Origin of the sequence: Rhizobium sullae (assembly GCF_900169785.1) — a bacterium.
Lineage (GTDB): Bacteria > Pseudomonadota > Alphaproteobacteria > Rhizobiales > Rhizobiaceae > Rhizobium > Rhizobium sullae.
In genome coordinates, this window is the sequence record NZ_FWER01000002.1 from 225,125 (window position 1) to 241,189 (window position 16,065).

Below are 16,065 nucleotides of genomic sequence, written 5' to 3' on the forward strand. Positions count from 1 at the left end.
CCTACCAGTAGTGAGCGGCGGGCTCTTCGCCACTCAGTTCGCGGAGCCTCCGCCTCGTCGCCGCGGTCGCACCCTCCGGCAGATCGTCGAGCGCGAAGAAACCGCATTCGACGATCTCCATGTCCGGCTTGCGCGGCGCCGTCTGCTCGACCTCGGCACGATAGAAGACCACATGGTCGCGCCGGCTCGCCGATGCGTTGAAATAGACATGGAAGAGCTGCGGCCTGCCGATGATCCTGAGGTTGCCCTCCTCGCGCAGTTCCTTGATCAGAGCCTCTTCTGCCGTCTCGTTGCGCTCGAGCCCGCCGCCCGGCATATGCCAACCGGGAATATAGCTGTGACGCACCAGGAAAATCCGCCCCGACGAATCGAAGCAGGCGGCCCGCACACCCATCGTCATGCCGCGTGCGAGCGCGAAATAACCATGCACGATCCGCATCAGCAGCTTGGATTGCCAGGGCCTGATTTCCTTGGTCGTCATGGTTCTGTTTTCACTATTTCGTTCAATCGGATGTGTTTGATTTGTAACTATCCTGGTCTATGTGTCGTAGCATGTTCAAGCTCGCGCATATCTCGGATATCCACCTCGGTCCGCTTCCCAATCTTTCATTCCGCGAGCTTTTCTCGAAGCGCATCACCGGCTTTGTGAACTGGCATCGCCATAGGCGCAAGCATCTTTTCGGCGGCACGCTGGATCTGCTGTTGGACGATATCCGCGCGCGCCATGCGGACCACCTCGCGGTGACCGGCGACCTGGTGAACCTTGCAAGCGGCATCGAGATCCGCTCCGCCGCCGCCTGGCTGCGCGCGCTCGGAGAGCCAGCCGAAACCTCCGTGGTTCCCGGCAACCACGACGCCTATGTGCCGGGCGCTTACGAAAAATCCATGCGCGCCTGGTATGACTATGTGCGCGGCGATCTCGCCCCAGTTGAATGGGAGGAAGACAAGCACATCTTTCCCTATCTCCGCGTCCGCGGCAAAGTCGCGCTCGTCGGCTGCTCGACGGCCGTCGCCACGCCGCCTTTTGCCGCCAGCGGCTTCTTCAGCCAACGGCAGGCCCGCGAGACCGTCAACATGCTGCGCGCGGCCGGCGAGGCAGGCCTCTTCCGCGTCGTCATGATCCATCATCCGCCGATCCGCGGCGCGACCGCCTTCTACAAGCGGATGATCGGCATCCGCCGCTTCGCCGCCGTCGTCTCGACCGGCGGGGCAGAACTCGTGCTCCACGGCCATACGCACCTCAATACGCTCCACTGGCTGCGCGGTCAGACCAGCCCCGTGCCTGTAGTCGGCATCGCCTCCGCCTCGCAGGGACCGGGCGGCCTGAAGCCCCGCGCCGCCTATAATCTCTTCAGCATCGACGGTTCGCCGGGCGCCTGGGAACTGCAGGGCGAGCGCTTCAGCTTGAACGATATGGGTGACGGCGTCACGCCGGAAAGTGTCGATATTTTCAAGCTTTAGACAGGAAAGCGGAATCGGTTTCGCCGCCTCTTGAATCATTTTCTGAAGCCGTCACGATTTTCCGCTGCGCGATGCTTCTCCCCTTGGTATTTCCAAATCCCGCGGTACAATCCGGCCGCAACTGCCGCCGACCAGGAGCAATCCATGCGCACCGCAGCAAACCGCATCTGCCGTCTCATCCTCGCCTTCGGTCTTGCAGCCGGGCTCTCGGCACCGGCCTTCGCTGTCGGTGACGAAAGCGACGAGACCAAACCACCTCCGAAGACCGAAACCACCACGAAATGCGCCGACGGCAAGGTGTGGGACAAGAAGAAGAAGGAATGCGTCGCGCCGAAGAAGAGCAGCTTCAACGACGATGACCTCTTCAAGGCTGCGCGCGAATTCGCCTATGCCGGCCAGTATGAGAACGCCATCACCGTCCTGAATCTCGCCAGGAATCAGAAGGATCCGCGCATCCTGAACTATCTCGGCTACGCAAACCGCAAGGCCGGCCGGACCGAGCTCGGAATGTCGTATTACCGCAAGGCACTGCAGGCCGATGGGAACTACATTCTCGCGCGGTCATATATGGGCCAAGCCCTGGTCGAAGAAGGAGACATCCAAGGCGCCCGCGTCCAGCTCGTCGAAATCCGGGACCGCGGCGGCGAGAACACTTGGGCTTACCGGGCGCTATTGCAGAGCCTGAACGGCTACCGGACCTATTGAAACGGGAGCCGCGCCGGCGTCCAATAGAAAAACGTTTGGGAATTCTTCGGCCGCGCCGTCTTCTTCTTGCGCGGCAGTGCAAAATTGTTTCATAAAGGTCACTTCCACGATATAAAAAGCTTAGCCCACATTGGGTGCTTCGCCCGAACACATTCATGAAATGAGACTATGCGTCAGCCTGTAACGACCATCGATATCCGACGCGACCTGGTGGGACTGCTCCCGCGGCTGCGGCGCTTCGCGATGACGCTTGCCGGCGATGCAGCAGCTGCCGACGATCTGGTGCAGGCGGTCTGTCAGCGCGCGGTGGCGAAAAGCCACCAATGGAGCGGCGAAGGCAGGCTCGAAAGCTGGATTTACACGCTCGCCCGCCAGCAATGGAGCGACGATGGCCGCAAGCGCAAGGCGCGGCCGGCTTCAAAGGGCAACGTCACGGACATCCGCGATGCCGTGCGCGACCGCGCAGCCGTCGCTGATACGGATGCCATACACCGCATGCTCGCCGAAATGCCCGAGGGCATTTCGAGCGTCTTCCTGCTCGTCGCTGTCGAAGGCCATACCTATCAGCAGGCCGCCGACATCATGGGCATATCGGATGGCAGCGTGCCCGCGCAGCTCGCCGCGGCGCGGTTGCACTTCGCAAGCCTCGCCGACGACCATCCTCACAGGTACTGAACCTTGCCCGATTTCAAGAAACTGACGCTTGACGCCCAGCTGACCGCCCTTCTCGACGGGGAAGCGACGCCGGAGCAGAAGCATGAGCTGGAACAGCGTCTCGCCACCGACGAAGGTGCACGCCGGCTTTACGACAAGTTGCGTCACGGCGCCGATTTCGGCCGCCACCGACTGGACGATATTCTGAAAGAGCCGGTTCCGCTGGCGCTCGTGCGCTCGATCAAGAGCGTTCAGCCGCCCAAGGCGCCGATCGCCCCGCGAACCAGCCGCCCATCGATGAAGCTTGCGCCCAGCGGCACGCAGGCGCTGGCCGCGGCGATCATCCTTTTCATCGTCGGCTGCGGCATCGGCTATCTCGCCGGCACAAGCCCCGGCGCTCCCACGGGCAATGGCACAACGCAAGCCGTGGATGACAACGCCGGCAGCAAGAACTGGCTGAACGACATCACCGCCTACCAGCGCCTGATGATCCGCCAGCCACGGCATATCGTCGAGGTTCCCTCGACGCAGGCCGAGGAGATTTCCAACTGGCTGACGTCAACGGTCGGCGTCGCCTTCCGCGTGCCTGACCTGTCCGCCGACGGCTGGACCTTTCAGGGCGCCCGTGTACTTCTTGGCGACGGAAAACCGGTCGGCCAGCTGGTCTATACGAGCGCTGATGGCGATCTCATCTCGATCTGCTTCCGCAAGGATCCCCAGCCACCCGAGTCCGAGGACTTCAAGGAAACGATCAGAGACGAAATCGGCCTGATCACCTGGCACAATGCCGGCACATCCTACGTTCTGGCAGGCCCTTCCGCCGAAGCCTCGCTCAGCCAGATCGCCATGGAAGTCGCAACCGCGATCTGAGCTTACGGCACCAGCACGACCTTGCCGCTGACGCTCCGGTTTTCGATGGCGCGATGCGCGTCGGAAGCTTTGTCCAGCGGGAAACTTGCGCCCTCCGCGATGGTCAACGCGCCGGAGACAGCAAGTGAAAACAGCGTCGAGAGATCGTCCGACAGCGTTTCGGATAATAGAGGCAGCAGGGCAAATCCCTTCAGCGACTGGTTCTTTTTGAACATGGCGTTGAGGTCGGTCGCCTCAAGCTGGAAGCGGCCCAGTGCGGCAAAGACAAGCTCTCCGCCCGGCGCAAGCGTTGCAAGAGAGGCACGCGTCACCTCGCCGCCAATCGTATCATAGATCAGATCGACGGATGCCTGCTCACGGATGGTTTCCTGCCAGCCGTCGGCCGTATAGTCGATCGCCGAATCCGCGCCGAGCGCGCGCGCCAGCGATCTCTTCTTCGCGCTGCTGGCTGTCGCAATGACCGATCCTGCACCCTCGCGCTTCGCCAATTGCACCAGCAGCGACCCGACGCCGCCGGCAGCAGCATGGACAAGAACGGCTTTGCCCCGCGGCGGCGCCTGGCGCACCATATGCAGCGCCGTCAGCCCTTGCACCATCAGCGCTGCGGCCGCCTCGAAAGACAATTGATCCGGAATCGGGATCACTGAGCTTCCTGGCACGGCGACGTACTCCGCGTAGCCCTCGCCCCGTCCAAGCGCAAAAAGCGGAACGGCGACGTGTGCACCGATGAGAGCGGCATCAGCTTCCTCGCCCACCGCCTCGACGATGCCTGCAACCTCGACACCCAGGATCATCGGCAATTCCGGCGTCACCTCATACCGGTCGGCACGCATCAGCACCTCGAAGAAATTGACACCCGCAGCACGGACACGAACAAGAAGCTCCCCTTCACGGGCCACCGGTTTCGGAACCTCGACAATTTTCAGGACCTCAGGCGGACCGAAATGGTTGAAGCGGACGGCTCTCATGGGCAGACCTCACGTTTGAATGGCGTGAGCAGCGATTTACCAGTAAGCTTGGCGGCAGGAATACACACTCTTTCGTGCCATACCCACCAGGAAGTGACCATGGCTGAACCCATCAAAAAACTGCCGAAATTGCCCGTCGAACGCGCCCTGAAGGTGATCGCGGGGCGCTGGAAGCCAATCATCCTCTATTACGTTTTCAGCGGACCGAAGCGCCTCTCGAAGCTGAAACGCCTGATGCCGGAGATCACGCAGAAGGTGCTGATCCAACAGCTGCGCGAGATGGAAGAGCACGGTTTGGTGAGGCGCGAGGTCTTCGCCGAGGTTCCCGCACGCGTCGAATATACCGCGACGGAACTTGGACTTGGGCTTGAGCCGGTGCTGCTGGCGCTCTGCCAATGGGGACAGCGCCATGCCGAAGCGCTGAACGAAGTCGCCGATATTGCCGACTGCATCGTCCGTCCGCGCGATGAAAATATCGCCGCTTGAGCGGCGAAAATGCGCAGCGGACAGAACCCGCTGCGCGATGCCGATCAGTTCTTCCCGGCTCTCACATCAAGCACCCGGTTCGCCGCCGAGACGATCGCCTCGAGCGAGGCGCCGACGATATTGGTGCTGATGCCGGCGCCGAAGAGCTTGCCACCGGGATAGGCGGTTTCGACGTAGGAGATGGCCGCCGCGTTCGAGCCGTGCTGCAGCGAGTGCTCGGAATAGTCTTCGACCGACATCTCGATGCCGAGATAGTGCGAGAGCGCGTTGATGAAGCCGTCGACCGGCCCGTTGCCGCGGCCCTCGATACGCTTCGTCTCGCCATTGTCGGTAATCTCCGCTGCAACGACGCGCACGCCCTTGCGATCGGGATCGGCGAAAGTGTGGTGATCGACGAATTTGATACGGCCCTCGGGCTGCGTCACGTAGCGCTCGATGAAGCGGTCGTAGATGCGGCGCGACGGCAGCTCCTTGCCTTCTTCGTCGGTGATGCGCTGGATCTCCTCGCGGAACTCGACCTGGAGATTGCGCGGCAGGTTCAGCCCGTAATCCTGCTGCAGGATATAGGCGATGCCGCCCTTGCCGGACTGCGAGTTGATGCGGATGATCGCCTCGTAGGAGCGGCCGACATCCTGCGGATCGATCGGCAGGTAGGGTACTTCCCACAGCGGATGGTTGGCGACCTTGATCGCCTTCATGCCCTTGTTGATCGCATCCTGGTGCGAGCCGGAAAACGCGGTGTATACCAGTTCGCCGACGTAAGGATGGCGTTCGCCGATCGTCATCTGGTTCGAATATTCGAAAACGCTCTTTATGCGCTCGATATCCGAGCAGTCGATTTCCGGATCGACGCCCTGGGTGAACATGTTGAGCGCCATCGTCACGACGTCGACGTTGCCGGTGCGCTCACCGTTGCCGAAAAGCGTGCCCTCGACGCGGTCGGCGCCCGCCAGCAGGCCGAGCTCGGCTGCTGCAATGCCGGTGCCGCGGTCGTTATGCGGGTGCAGCGAAACGATCAGGCTCTCGCGATTGTCGAGATTGCGGCACATCCATTCGATCTGATCGGCATAGACGTTTGGCGTCGCCATCTCGACGGTGGACGGCAGGTTGATGATCAGCTTGTTGTCCGCCGTTGGCTTCATGACGTCGATGACGGCGTTGCAGATCTCCAGCGCCACTTCGAGCTCGGTGCCCGTGAAGCTTTCCGGCGAATATTCGAAGCGGTAGCCGCCGCCGGCCTTGGCCGCCATGTCAGTGATCATCTTCGCCGCATCGACGGCGATCTGCTTGATGCCCTGCACGTCTTTGGCAAAAACCACGCGGCGCTGCAGCTCGCTCGTCGAGTTGTAGAAATGCACAATCGGCCTGTTGGCGCCCTGCAGCGCTTCGAAGGTGCGGGTGATGAGTTCGGGACGGCACTGAACCAGGACCTGCAGCGAAACATCGTCCGCGACGTTTCCTTCCTCGATGCACCAGCGCGCGAAGTCGAAGTCCGTCTGCGAGGCGGACGGAAATCCGATCTCGATTTCCTTGAAGCCCATGTCGAGCAGCAGATTGAACATGCGGGCCTTGCGGTCGTGACCCATCGGATCCACCAGCGCCTGATTGCCGTCGCGAAGGTCGACCGAGCACCAGACCGGCGCCTTGGTGATCACTTTCGTCGGCCAGGTGCGATCGGGAATGCTCACCTGCGGGTACGGGCGGTATTTCACGCCTGCGGATTGCATGCCTTTTGCGGGAATTTGCGTCGTCGCGTCCATTGTCTTCTTCCTCGTCCCGGCAATTTGCCTCGCGTCTTAGCCCATCATAGCAGGCTTTGCGACAGCAAATACGGACCTTGTTGCTCTATCTTGGTATTCAGGGAAATCGTCGCGAGGAGCGATGGGCCAGCGGGCTTTCGGCCGCCGGGCGCTCCTCAAAGGACCCGGCAACCGCGCGTAAGGCCGAGGAGAAGAAGCGACGTCAGGGCGCGCGTATTGTCACGCAGGGCAACGCGGCCGCGGACAATCGTGTCGGAAATCTTTGCGCCAGTCGTCTTCATAAGCGCGCTTATAGCCGCCGAACAAAAAACTGGCAAGCCCCCGCCTATTTTCTTGCCGCTTGCACAAAACGCGACAGCGCCAGCATCAGGCCGCCGGCCACCAGTCCCCAGAAAGCCCCGGAAATTCCGCCGAAGGAAACACCCGACGCAGTGACCAGGAAGGTGATCGCCGCGGCCTCCCGCGATTCCGGCGCCTGGAAGGCGGCCATCGCCGAGCCCGAGAAGGCGCCGACGAGCGCAAGGCCGGCGACCGCCTGGATCAGGATCGGCGGTGCCAGCGCCACGAAAGTCGTCACGACGCCGGCGAGCGGGCCGACAATGAGATAGCAGACGCCGCAGATTAGCACCGCCCAGTAACGCCGAGCGGGATCCGGATGCGCGTCCGGACCGGCGCACATCGCCGCGGTAATCGCAGCCAGATTGACCGCATGGCCGCCGAGGGGCGCCGATACGACCGAGAACAGACCGGTTACCGAGAAGAGCGATCCGGGTTTCGGCGCGTAGCCATTTACCTTCAGCACGGCGATGCCCGGAATGTTCTGCGACGCCATGGTGACGATGAAGAGCGGCAGCGCGATGGAGATGAAAGCCGGCAGGTTGAAAACAGGCGTAACGATCTCGACGGTTGGCAGCAGCGCCTGCCCGATCGAGCCCAGCGCTCCCTCGGGAATGTCCACGCCGAAGGCAAGAATCAGCACGAAAGCCCCCAGAGCCGCCGGCACCGCCCAGAGCCGCTTGAACGCGCCGACGACGATCCATGCAAGCACGATAGGCAGTCCGAGCAGCGGATCGAAAGCGATCGCCTTCACCGGCGCGAAGCACAACCCGATCAGCACGCCCGCGAGCATGGCATTGGCGAGCGGCGCCGGAATGGCGGCAACCGCCCGGCCGAGCGGCTTGAACAGGCCGGCGATGACGATCAGCAGCGCGCACATAAGAAACGCTCCTACCGCCGCATTGAACCCGCCCTCGACCACACCGGTACTGGCAAGCAGAGCCCCGCCCGGGGTGGACCATGCGGTGCTGATGGGCATCCGCGTCACGGTGCTGAGCACGATCGCGCAAAGCCCCAGCGAGATCGACAGCGCCATAAGCCCCGACGCCGCCTGGGCGTCCGTCGCGCCGACGCCATGCAGCCCTTGCAGGACAACCGCAAAGGAACTGGCGAAGCCGACAAAGGCAGTGAGGACTCCCATGAACAGTGCCTGGACGGAAAAGTCTTTGAGCATGGCGGGACTCAGGATGAACGGGAAAGCCGCATGGAGCCCTATTAGGTGGAGTCGCGCAAGTGCGGATGCCCGCGTTCTGGTTTCGCCCTCTCTCCGGGGAGAAGATGCCCATCATGGCATATGAGGTCGGCGAAGCCGGGCAGTCGATCCTCAGGATCGATTGCGAACTCCAACTTTGATCAGAAAAAGGGGCGACGCTTGCCGCGCCGCCCCTCATCAGATCCTTCGGCCTCCCTAATGGGAGAGGAGAAAATCAAATCTCGCTCTGCGAAGTGATGATTCGCGAAACCAGGCCGTAGGTCTTGGCTTCTTCGGCCGAGAGCCAGTAGTCGCGGTCGGTGTCGGCGGCGATCTTTTCGATCGGCTGACCGGTGGCAGCCGCCATGATCTTGTTCAGGCGCTCGTTCATCTTGATGATCTCGCGCGCCTGGATCTCGATGTCGGAGGCCATGCCGCGCGTGCCACCGGAGGGTTGGTGCAGCAGGAAGCGCGTGTTGGGCAGGCAGAGACGCCGTTCCTTCGGTACCGCGACGTAGATCAGCGCGCCGGCGGAGGCGACCCAGCCGGTGCCGATCATCCAGACGTTCGGCTTGATGAATTTGACCATGTCATGGATCGAATCGCCGGATTCGACGTGACCACCGGGCGAACTGACATAAATACGGATGTCGTCGTCGCTGGCTGCAGCAAGCGCCACGAGCTGCGAGCAGACCTTCTGGGCGATTTCCTGGTTGATAGGCCCGTAGATGAAGATCGAACGCGACTTGAAAAGATTCGCCTCCGTTTCTTTGCTGAGCGGCAGTTCCTTCGTCTTGTCGTCGTCTTGTTCGTCGTCGTTCATTCGAATCTCTCTCACGTGAACTCGCGTTCCTCGCACATAGTGCGACTCAATGGGTAAAACAATGCGGGAAAAAGGCAAGGCACGGAACGGGTGAAGATATTCTTATGACAAACCGACGATATGGTCGCATTCTGCCGAGCTCGAAGCGGAGGAGAAAATGGCATCGGAAATGTTACGCGCGGCCGTCCGCAACAATGCGCTCTGGTGCAATGCCGTCTGCGAGGCGCAGGGCGCGCCCGGCGAGTTTTCCGCAACCCTCTGGCTCCACCGCCAGGGCACGCCGCGCTTTTATCCGGACGCCATAACGCTGACGGGCGGCGATACCGCGCGCGAGCAGGAGGAAGCGATAGCGGTGCTGATCCGCTCGCGAAAGGGCGGCTGGGGCGTCAAGGACAGTTACGCCGCGCTTAACCTTGCCCCTCTCGGTTTCGAAATCCTGTTCGAGGCCGAATGGCTCGGCATCGAGGCGGACAAGATTCATGCGCCGGAAGATCCGTCCCTGACATGGAAGCGGATCGCAACGGCGGATGAATTGGACCTCTGGGAAAAAGCCTGGGGCGCAGGCGACCCGCCACAAGCAACGCCGATCTTCGCCGAACCGCTGCTGCGCAATCCCGATATCGCCTTTTTCGCCACCTTCGAGGGCAAAGCGCTCGAAGGCGGCGGAATTCTCAACCGCCAGGCGGATGTGGTCGCCCATTCGAACGTCTTTGCCATCAAAAGCAGGAAGCGAGCCATTCGCGCGGGGCTCGTGCAGAAGGCGGCGGAGATCTTTCCCGGCACGCCCGTCGTCGGCTATGAGCATGGTGATGATTTGAGCGATGCGCTGGAGCTCGGCTTCACATCGCTCGGCCCGCTGCGCGTCTGGGTCCGGTCCTGAGCGCCTTACCGAAATGTAACGCGCCGCGGCTTTGAAAAGCCAAAATCCGTTCCTACCTCATCCTCACGCGGCCATGTCCGCACGAAAGACACAAGGAAGACAGCCATGTCACCGGAAGAACGCCAATTGCTGGCCGGGCTTTTCGACAGGGTCCGCACCGCCGCCGCGACACCGCGCGATCGCGAAGCGGAGACCTTCATCGATCAGGCCGTGCGCGAGCAGCCCTATACTACCTATTATCTGGCGCAGGCCGTCATCGTCCAGGAAAAGGGTCTTGAAGCGGCCGCCAATCACATCAAGGAACTGGAAGAACGCATCCGCCAGCTCGAGGCCGGCGAAAGCGAACATCACCAGGCCGAACAGGGTGGCGGGTTCCTAAGCTCGATCTTCGGCACCGGCCAGGCGCAGCAGCCAGCGCAGACTTCCGGCCCCTGGGGAAATGCGCCCCGCCAAGCCCAGCAGGATCGCGGTTATGATGAGCCCGTCCGCCCGATGCGGCAGCAGCAGCCGAGCGGTCCTTGGGATCCGCAGCCCGGCGCACCCTCTGCCGGCGGCAGCTTCCTTCGCGGCGCGCTCGGCACGGCTGCCGGCGTGGCAGGCGGCATGCTGCTTGCCAATTCGCTGAGCGGCATCTTCGGCAATCATATGTCGTCGCTCGGATGGGGCTCGCCTTTTTCCGGCAGCAATGCCAGCGCTCCCGCCGAAGAGACCGTCATCAACAATTATTATGGCGATCAGAAGCCACAGGCTGACGACGACAACAATAACAATGACAACGATATCCGGCAGGCCGATTACAACAGTGACGACAATGATGACGACGTCGCAGACGATCAGTCCGGCGACGATAGTTTCGACGTCTGACCGATCGGCCTAAGTGTCAGCCGCGGCCGCGATACGTCGCAACACCCTGATCGGGCAACCATACGCCTTCCGGCGGCTTGCCCGTCTGCCAGAAGACATCGATTGGAATACCGCCGCGCGGATACCAATAGGCGCCGATCCGAAGCCACTTCGGATCGAGCAGTTCCACGAGACGCTTGGCGATATAGATCGAGCAGTCCTCATGGAAGGCGCCGTGATTGCGGAAGGAATGCAGGAAGAGTTTCAGCGACTTCGACTCAACCAGCCACGCGTTCGGGATGTAGTCGATGACGATATGGGCGAAATCCGGTTGGCCGGTCATCGGGCAGAGCGAGGTGAACTCCGGCGCGGTGAAGCGCACGACGAAGTCGGTGCCCGCATGGTTTGACGGCACCTTCTCCAGCACCGCCTCTTCCGGCGACTTGGCTGTTTCGGTCTCTTTTCCCAGCATCGACAGGCTGGAAACATCGGTTTTCGGCATTAGACGTCCTTTACAACTTTGACGCGGATCCCATGGGCCCTTTCGCCCTCGGGCTCGACGTGAATGGCAATGCTAGCGCCCGGATGCACCGCGCGGATGGCATCTTCAAGGCGGTCGCAGATATCGTGCGCCTGCCTTACCGGCATTGCGGCCGGAACGACAAGATGAAAATCGACGAAGGTGACCGAACCCGCCCGGCGGGTTTTCAGGTCGTGAACGCCGATCGACCCCGCCGCATGCGTGGCGATTGCCTGCTTGATGGCCTCCTCTTCCTCCGGTTCCACCGCCTGGTCCATCAGCCCGCCGATCGAATGCGAGATCACCTTCCAGCCCTGATAGAGAATGTTGACGGCGACGAGGATCGCAAGCATCGGGTCGAAGATCGGATAGCCCGTCGCGATCGCCAGAAGCAGGCCGATCAGCACGCCGACGGAGGTCACGACGTCCGACATGATATGCTGGCCGTCGGCGGCAAGCGCCGCCGAGCGGTGTTTTCGGCCGGTGCGGATCAGCAACTGCGCCCAGACGGCGTTGATCACCCCTGCCCCGAAATTGATCGCAAGGCCGAGCGCCGGCGCATCGAGCATGCGCGGCGCCGCCAGGTGACCGATCGCCTCGTTGACGATCAGGAGCGCAGCAACGACGATGAGCACGCCTTCGATCACCGCCGAGAGGTACTCGGCCTTGTGGTGCCCGAACGGATGGTCGTGATCCGCCGGCCTCTGCGCGTAGCGGATGACGAAATAGGCAATGAGGGCGGCAACGACGTTAACGGTCGACTCCAGGCCATCCGAAAGCAGCGCGACCGAGCCGGTGACCCACCAAGCCACCATCTTCAGTCCCATGACGCCGAGCGACAGCGGAATGCTCCAAAGCGCCAGCCGCTGAACCGCGAGATTGCCCTGTCCGTCCATGTCGATCCCTCTTGCCAACCTCAGTGCGGATGCGAATGAATTGCAGCATTTGGCCCATTCAAACGCAAAACCGCCCACGCGAAAATCGCGCAGGCGGCCAATCCGGGTGATATGGGGGATTACCGGCATTTTGTCAAATTGGACGGCCTGCGGCATCAATTGACCAAGTTGCATAACACGTTATATAATCTCTGATTGATTGTGGAGATTTCGCGTGGTTGACGACGTGGTGCGATCCCTCGGTTTTCTGTGCATGGGCAGCCGCTTTCGCCGTATTGGGGAGCGTCTGCAGGCCGACACGCAGCAGATCATCGAAGAATACGGCATCGCCATACAGGCCGCCCAGTATCCTTTTCTGGCGGCTCTCGACCGTGCCGGCCCGCTGACGATTGGCGAGCTTGCGCAGGCGGTTGGCATCACGCAACCGGGCGCGACACGGACGGTGGGCCAGTTGCTGGAACTGGGCTTGGTCGACATGCGGGCAGCCCCCGCCGATCAGCGGCGGCGGTTGATCTCGCTTTCCCAAAAGGGACAGAGCCTCGTCGATTACTCGAAGCAAACTGTCTGGCCGCGCGTCGCCGCAGCCGTCGCCGAGCTTTGCAGCGATCTAGGCGGACCTATCCTCGAACAACTCGCGGCGATCGAGGACGGTCTTGCGGAAGCTCCCCTCGCCCGACGCGGTTCAATCGTGAAGGAGGAAACGAGGTGAGACATATTCTCGACCGTCCGATTTGGAGCGCGCTCGACACGGTGCATGCGGGCCTCGCCGAAGGCAGCGAACGAGCCCAGCGATACCCGCCGTCGATCGTTCCCTTCGCAGCCGCCGCCGACACTACTCCTGAAAGTCTCGAGGCATTGGAAGACCTCCCGGAAGCCGACGAAACCATGCTGCTTGTCGAAGCCGGCCCGATCTCCATTCCACCGGGACTGGTTGTCGTTTCCGAGGCTTTAGCCGTTCAGATGGTTGCCGAGCGTCCCCACGAGCGGATCGAGGATAATCGCATCCAGCCTCTCGATCAATCCGATGCGGAGGAGATGCTGGCACTTGCAACCTTGACCAAGCCCGGGCCGTTCACATTACGCGCCCAAAGCCTCGGCCCCTTCTGGGGGATCAAGACTGAAGGCAGGCTCATCGCCATGGCCGGCCAGCGGCTGCGCCAGACCGGCTTTACCGAACTCAGCGGGCTTTGCACGCATCCGGAATTCCAGCGGCGCGGGCTCGGCACTTTGCTCTTTCGTTTTGTCGCCGGCGAAATCGCCACCCAAGGCGAAACGGCCTATCTGCACGCCTATGCGAACAATACGCCGGCAATCGCCCTCTACAAGTCGCTCGGCTTCAGGCTGCGCTCCGAAATGAACCTGCGCATCGTCAAACGCCGGGCATAAACGGCCGATCCACGGCAGCGGACCGGCCGAAGTACGGGCGCCGGCTCAAGCCGCCTTGGTCTTCACCTTGCGCGCCAGATGCGCCACGACATTCTCGATCATCCGCATGCCGGCGTCGCCGCCGAGCGTCATGATCGATTCCGGGTGGAACTGCACGGCGGCAACCGGCTCCTTGGCGTGCTCGATGCCCATGATCGTGCCGTCCTCGCTCTCCGCCGTAATGATGAAGTCGCGCGGCAGGGTCGAGGGATCGGCGAAGATCGAGTGGTAGCGGCCGACGGTGACTTCCCTGGAAAGCCCGGAGAAGACGATGCCCGGTTCCAGCACGCGGATGCGCGACGGCTTGCCGTGCATCGGCAGCGCCAGATGCCGCAATTCACCGCCATAGGCTTCGGCGAGCGCTTGCAAGCCGAGGCAGACGCCGAAGATCGGCAGGTTGCGGGCGCGCGCCCTCTTGATTGTCGCCTTGCAATCGAAATCCTTCGGATTGCCGGGGCCTGGCGACAAGACGACGAGGTCAGGATTCAGGCGGTCGAAAATCTCCTCCGGCACCGGCGTGCGCACGGTCGAAACCGTCGCCCCCGTCTGGCGGAAATAGTTCGCCAGCGTATGGACGAAGCTGTCCTCATGGTCGATCAGCAGGATGTTGACGCCCTTGCCGACGGCAGCGACGTCGCGGCTCACCTTGCCGGCGTTGCCGGCCTTTGCATCGCGGATGGCGGAAAGCATGGCGGAGGCCTTCAGTTCGGTTTCGGCTTCTTCTTCATCAGGAATGGAATCGTTGAGCAGCGTCGCCCCTGCCCTCACTTCGGCAATTCCGTCCTTGATACGGACGGTGCGCAGCGTCAGGCCGGTATTCATGTCGCCGTTGAAGCCGACCATGCCGATCGCCCCGCCATACCATGCGCGCGGGCTCTTCTCATGGCTTTCGATGAAACGCATCGCCCAGAGCTTCGGCGCGCCGGTGACGGTCACGGCCCAGGCATGCGACAGGAAGCCGTCGAAGGCATCCATGTCGTCCCGCAGCCGCCCCTCGATATGGTCGACGGTGTGGATGAGGCGCGAATACATCTCGATCTGCCGGCGGCCGATGACCTTGACTGAACCCGGCTCGCAGACACGGCTCTTGTCGTTGCGGTCGACATCCGAGCACATGGTGAGCTCGGACTCATCCTTCTTGGAGTTGAGCAGCTTCAGGATCTGTTCGCTGTCGGCGATGGGATCGTCGCCGCGCTTGATCGTGCCGGAGATCGGGCAGGTCTCGATGCGGCGGCCCGAGACGCGCACGAACATTTCCGGCGAGGCGCCGACGAGATATTCCTGATTTCCGAGATTGATGAAGAAGGAATAGGGCGACGGATTGATCGCCTTCAGGCGCTTGGAAATGTCGGAAGGCTTGCTGTCGCAGCGCTCCATGAATTTCTGCCCCGGCACGACCTCAAAGAGGTCGCCCTTGCGGAAGCTCTCCTTTGCCTTGACGACGAGTTCGGCATATTCGCCCGGCCGGTGATCGCTCTTCGGCGGAATGGCGTCGGTCTGCTTGAAGGGTTCCGGCGCGATATCACCTTTCTTGCCCTCGGTCGTCACGCCGCCCTTCTCAAAATCGTAGCGGTCGATCCAGGCCTTGGCGGAATAATTGTCGACCACCAGAATTTCGTCCGGCAGGTAGAGCACCATGTCACGCTGGTCGGAAGGGCGCGTCAGCTTCAGGTTGATCGCATCGAACTGGAAGGCGAGATCGTAGCCGAAGGCGCCATAAAGGCCGAGGCTCGCATCCGCCTGCGAATGGAACAGGTCGGTGACGGCGCGCAGAACCGTGAACACCGTCGGTATCTTCGAGCGTTCCTCTTCGGTGAACACCCGGTCCGGCATCTTCACCTTGAGATCGAGGCGCCGTGCGGTGGCAGCGCCGAGTTCCAGCTCGACAACTTTTTTCAGCCGCTCCGCCACGAAGCCGAGCAGCACTTCGCCGCGCTCGTTATAGGCTTCGATCCAGACATCGCGCCCGAAGGAGGAGATGCCGAGCGGCGGATCGACGACGGCAGTGTCCCAGCGCGTGTAACGGCCCGGATATTCGTAGTTGGAGGAAAAGACCGCGCCGCGGCGCTCATCGAGCTTGTCGACATAGGAGACGACCGCATCGGCATAGGGGATCGCCCTGCGCTGTCGCGTGACGGTAACGCCGCCCCTCGTCTCGTAAATTTCCGCACCGTCGTCCCGAAGGATCGTTACCATTGTTCCACTCCGTTATCGGGGCCCGGACGACAGGCGGCCTTGAAAACAAA

Annotated in this window: 16 protein-coding genes and 1 pseudogene; 9 read left to right on the forward strand and 8 right to left on the reverse strand. The window is 62.0% G+C overall.

The annotated features are described in order from the left end of the window. Position 1: 1 nt before the first annotated feature. Positions 2 to 481: an NUDIX domain-containing protein gene (locus BN1800_RS02980; RefSeq protein WP_027508338.1), complete on the reverse strand. Its 480-nt coding sequence runs from the start codon at positions 479 to 481 to the stop codon at positions 2 to 4. A gap of 71 nt (positions 482 to 552) precedes the next feature. Here BN1800_RS02980 and BN1800_RS02985 point away from each other — a divergent pair, with 71 nt between their 5' ends. The 4 genes from BN1800_RS02985 to BN1800_RS03000 all read left to right on the forward strand — a co-directional run bounded on the left by BN1800_RS02985 (position 553) and on the right by BN1800_RS03000 (position 3,690). Next, on the forward strand, positions 553 to 1,461 hold the full coding sequence (locus BN1800_RS02985) for a metallophosphoesterase family protein (RefSeq protein WP_027508337.1): 909 nt from the start codon (positions 553 to 555) through the stop codon (positions 1,459 to 1,461). Between the two features lie 144 nt (positions 1,462 to 1,605). Further along, positions 1,606 to 2,166, forward strand: a complete 561-nt coding sequence (locus BN1800_RS02990; RefSeq protein WP_027508336.1) for a tetratricopeptide repeat protein — start codon at positions 1,606 to 1,608, stop codon at positions 2,164 to 2,166. Between the two features lie 168 nt (positions 2,167 to 2,334). Next, on the forward strand, positions 2,335 to 2,841 hold the full coding sequence (locus BN1800_RS02995; RefSeq protein ID WP_086994257.1) for an RNA polymerase sigma factor: 507 nt from the start codon (positions 2,335 to 2,337) through the stop codon (positions 2,839 to 2,841). Between the two features lie 3 nt (positions 2,842 to 2,844). Beyond that, positions 2,845 to 3,690 carry an anti-sigma factor family protein gene (locus BN1800_RS03000; protein WP_086994260.1) on the forward strand — a complete coding sequence of 282 codons (846 nt, stop codon included), beginning with the start codon at positions 2,845 to 2,847 and terminating at the stop codon, positions 3,688 to 3,690. 2 nt (positions 3,691 to 3,692) lie between these two features. On the opposite strand, the gene BN1800_RS03005 is transcribed toward BN1800_RS03000, so the two are convergent. Next, a complete protein-coding gene (locus tag BN1800_RS03005) occupies positions 3,693 to 4,658 on the reverse strand; it encodes a quinone oxidoreductase family protein (protein ID WP_086994263.1) in 966 nt (321 codons plus the stop codon). Positions 4,659 to 4,660: 2 nt separating this feature from the next. Here BN1800_RS03005 and BN1800_RS03010 point away from each other — a divergent pair. Further along, a pseudogene (locus BN1800_RS03010) lies at positions 4,661 to 5,144 on the forward strand (winged helix-turn-helix transcriptional regulator); the annotation flags it as partial. 44 nt (positions 5,145 to 5,188) lie between these two features. Here BN1800_RS03010 and leuA read toward each other — a convergent pair. From leuA to BN1800_RS03025, 3 genes are all read right to left on the reverse strand, one after another. Further along, a complete protein-coding gene (gene leuA, locus BN1800_RS03015; RefSeq protein ID WP_086994269.1) occupies positions 5,189 to 6,904 on the reverse strand; it encodes a 2-isopropylmalate synthase in 1,716 nt (571 codons plus the stop codon). Positions 6,905 to 7,229: 325 nt separating this feature from the next. Continuing rightward, a complete protein-coding gene (locus tag BN1800_RS03020) occupies positions 7,230 to 8,414 on the reverse strand; it encodes a benzoate/H(+) symporter BenE family transporter (protein ID WP_086994272.1) in 1,185 nt (394 codons plus the stop codon). A gap of 253 nt (positions 8,415 to 8,667) precedes the next feature. Next, a complete protein-coding gene (locus tag BN1800_RS03025; protein ID WP_086994274.1) occupies positions 8,668 to 9,255 on the reverse strand; it encodes an ATP-dependent Clp protease proteolytic subunit in 588 nt (195 codons plus the stop codon). Positions 9,256 to 9,412: 157 nt separating this feature from the next. Between BN1800_RS03025 and BN1800_RS03030 the strand changes: the two genes are divergently transcribed. Both BN1800_RS03030 and BN1800_RS03035 read left to right on the forward strand, forming a co-directional pair. Beyond that, positions 9,413 to 10,135 carry a hypothetical protein gene (locus tag BN1800_RS03030; RefSeq protein WP_086994277.1) on the forward strand — a complete coding sequence of 241 codons (723 nt, stop codon included), beginning with the start codon at positions 9,413 to 9,415 and terminating at the stop codon, positions 10,133 to 10,135. A 105-nt stretch (positions 10,136 to 10,240) separates the two neighbouring features. After that, positions 10,241 to 10,999 carry a DUF2076 domain-containing protein gene (locus tag BN1800_RS03035; protein WP_086994280.1) on the forward strand — a complete coding sequence of 253 codons (759 nt, stop codon included), beginning with the start codon at positions 10,241 to 10,243 and terminating at the stop codon, positions 10,997 to 10,999. A 16-nt stretch (positions 11,000 to 11,015) separates the two neighbouring features. On the opposite strand, the gene queF is transcribed toward BN1800_RS03035, so the two are convergent. Continuing rightward, positions 11,016 to 11,480, reverse strand: a complete 465-nt coding sequence (gene queF / locus BN1800_RS03040) for a preQ(1) synthase (protein WP_086994282.1) — start codon at positions 11,478 to 11,480, stop codon at positions 11,016 to 11,018. After that, complete coding sequence (gene emfA / locus BN1800_RS03045) at positions 11,480 to 12,394, reverse strand: CDF family cation efflux transporter EmfA (protein ID WP_027508325.1); 915 nt, start codon at positions 12,392 to 12,394, stop codon at positions 11,480 to 11,482. The genes queF and emfA overlap by 1 nt, the downstream gene beginning before the upstream one ends. Before the next feature lie 214 nt (positions 12,395 to 12,608). Here emfA and BN1800_RS03050 point away from each other — a divergent pair, with 214 nt between their 5' ends. Together BN1800_RS03050 and BN1800_RS03055 are read left to right on the forward strand one after the other, a co-directional pair. Beyond that, positions 12,609 to 13,103, forward strand: a complete 495-nt coding sequence (locus tag BN1800_RS03050; RefSeq protein ID WP_027508324.1) for a MarR family winged helix-turn-helix transcriptional regulator — start codon at positions 12,609 to 12,611, stop codon at positions 13,101 to 13,103. Then, complete coding sequence (locus BN1800_RS03055) at positions 13,100 to 13,780, forward strand: GNAT family N-acetyltransferase (protein WP_086994285.1); 681 nt, start codon at positions 13,100 to 13,102, stop codon at positions 13,778 to 13,780. Before BN1800_RS03050 ends, BN1800_RS03055 begins: the two co-directional genes overlap by 4 nt. Before the next feature lie 45 nt (positions 13,781 to 13,825). Here the strand turns inward: BN1800_RS03055 and BN1800_RS03060 are convergent, their stop codons facing one another. Next, complete coding sequence (locus BN1800_RS03060; protein ID WP_027508323.1) at positions 13,826 to 16,015, reverse strand: anthranilate synthase; 2,190 nt, start codon at positions 16,013 to 16,015, stop codon at positions 13,826 to 13,828. Positions 16,016 to 16,065: the final 50 nt, after the last annotated feature.

Excerpts from the sequence above, each read along its gene's own strand:
- BN1800_RS02980 (WP_027508338.1), bottom strand. The coding sequence starts at position 481 with ATGACGACCAAGGAAATCAGGCCCTGGCAATCCAAGCTGCTGATGCGG.
- BN1800_RS02985 (WP_027508337.1), top strand. The coding sequence starts at position 553 with ATGTTCAAGCTCGCGCATATCTCGGATATCCACCTCGGTCCGCTTCCC.
- BN1800_RS02990 (WP_027508336.1), top strand. The coding sequence starts at position 1,606 with ATGCGCACCGCAGCAAACCGCATCTGCCGTCTCATCCTCGCCTTCGGT.
- BN1800_RS02995 (WP_086994257.1), top strand. The coding sequence starts at position 2,335 with ATGCGTCAGCCTGTAACGACCATCGATATCCGACGCGACCTGGTGGGA.
- BN1800_RS03005 (WP_086994263.1), bottom strand. The coding sequence starts at position 4,658 with ATGAGAGCCGTCCGCTTCAACCATTTCGGTCCGCCTGAGGTCCTGAAA.
- leuA (WP_086994269.1), bottom strand. The coding sequence starts at position 6,904 with ATGGACGCGACGACGCAAATTCCCGCAAAAGGCATGCAATCCGCAGGC.
- BN1800_RS03020 (WP_086994272.1), bottom strand. The coding sequence starts at position 8,414 with ATGCTCAAAGACTTTTCCGTCCAGGCACTGTTCATGGGAGTCCTCACT.
- BN1800_RS03025 (WP_086994274.1), bottom strand. The coding sequence starts at position 9,255 with ATGAACGACGACGAACAAGACGACGACAAGACGAAGGAACTGCCGCTC.
- BN1800_RS03030 (WP_086994277.1), top strand. The coding sequence starts at position 9,413 with ATGGCATCGGAAATGTTACGCGCGGCCGTCCGCAACAATGCGCTCTGG.
- BN1800_RS03035 (WP_086994280.1), top strand. The coding sequence starts at position 10,241 with ATGTCACCGGAAGAACGCCAATTGCTGGCCGGGCTTTTCGACAGGGTC.
- queF (WP_086994282.1), bottom strand. The coding sequence starts at position 11,480 with ATGCCGAAAACCGATGTTTCCAGCCTGTCGATGCTGGGAAAAGAGACC.
- emfA (WP_027508325.1), bottom strand. The coding sequence starts at position 12,394 with ATGGACGGACAGGGCAATCTCGCGGTTCAGCGGCTGGCGCTTTGGAGC.
- BN1800_RS03060 (WP_027508323.1), bottom strand. The coding sequence starts at position 16,015 with ATGGTAACGATCCTTCGGGACGACGGTGCGGAAATTTACGAGACGAGG.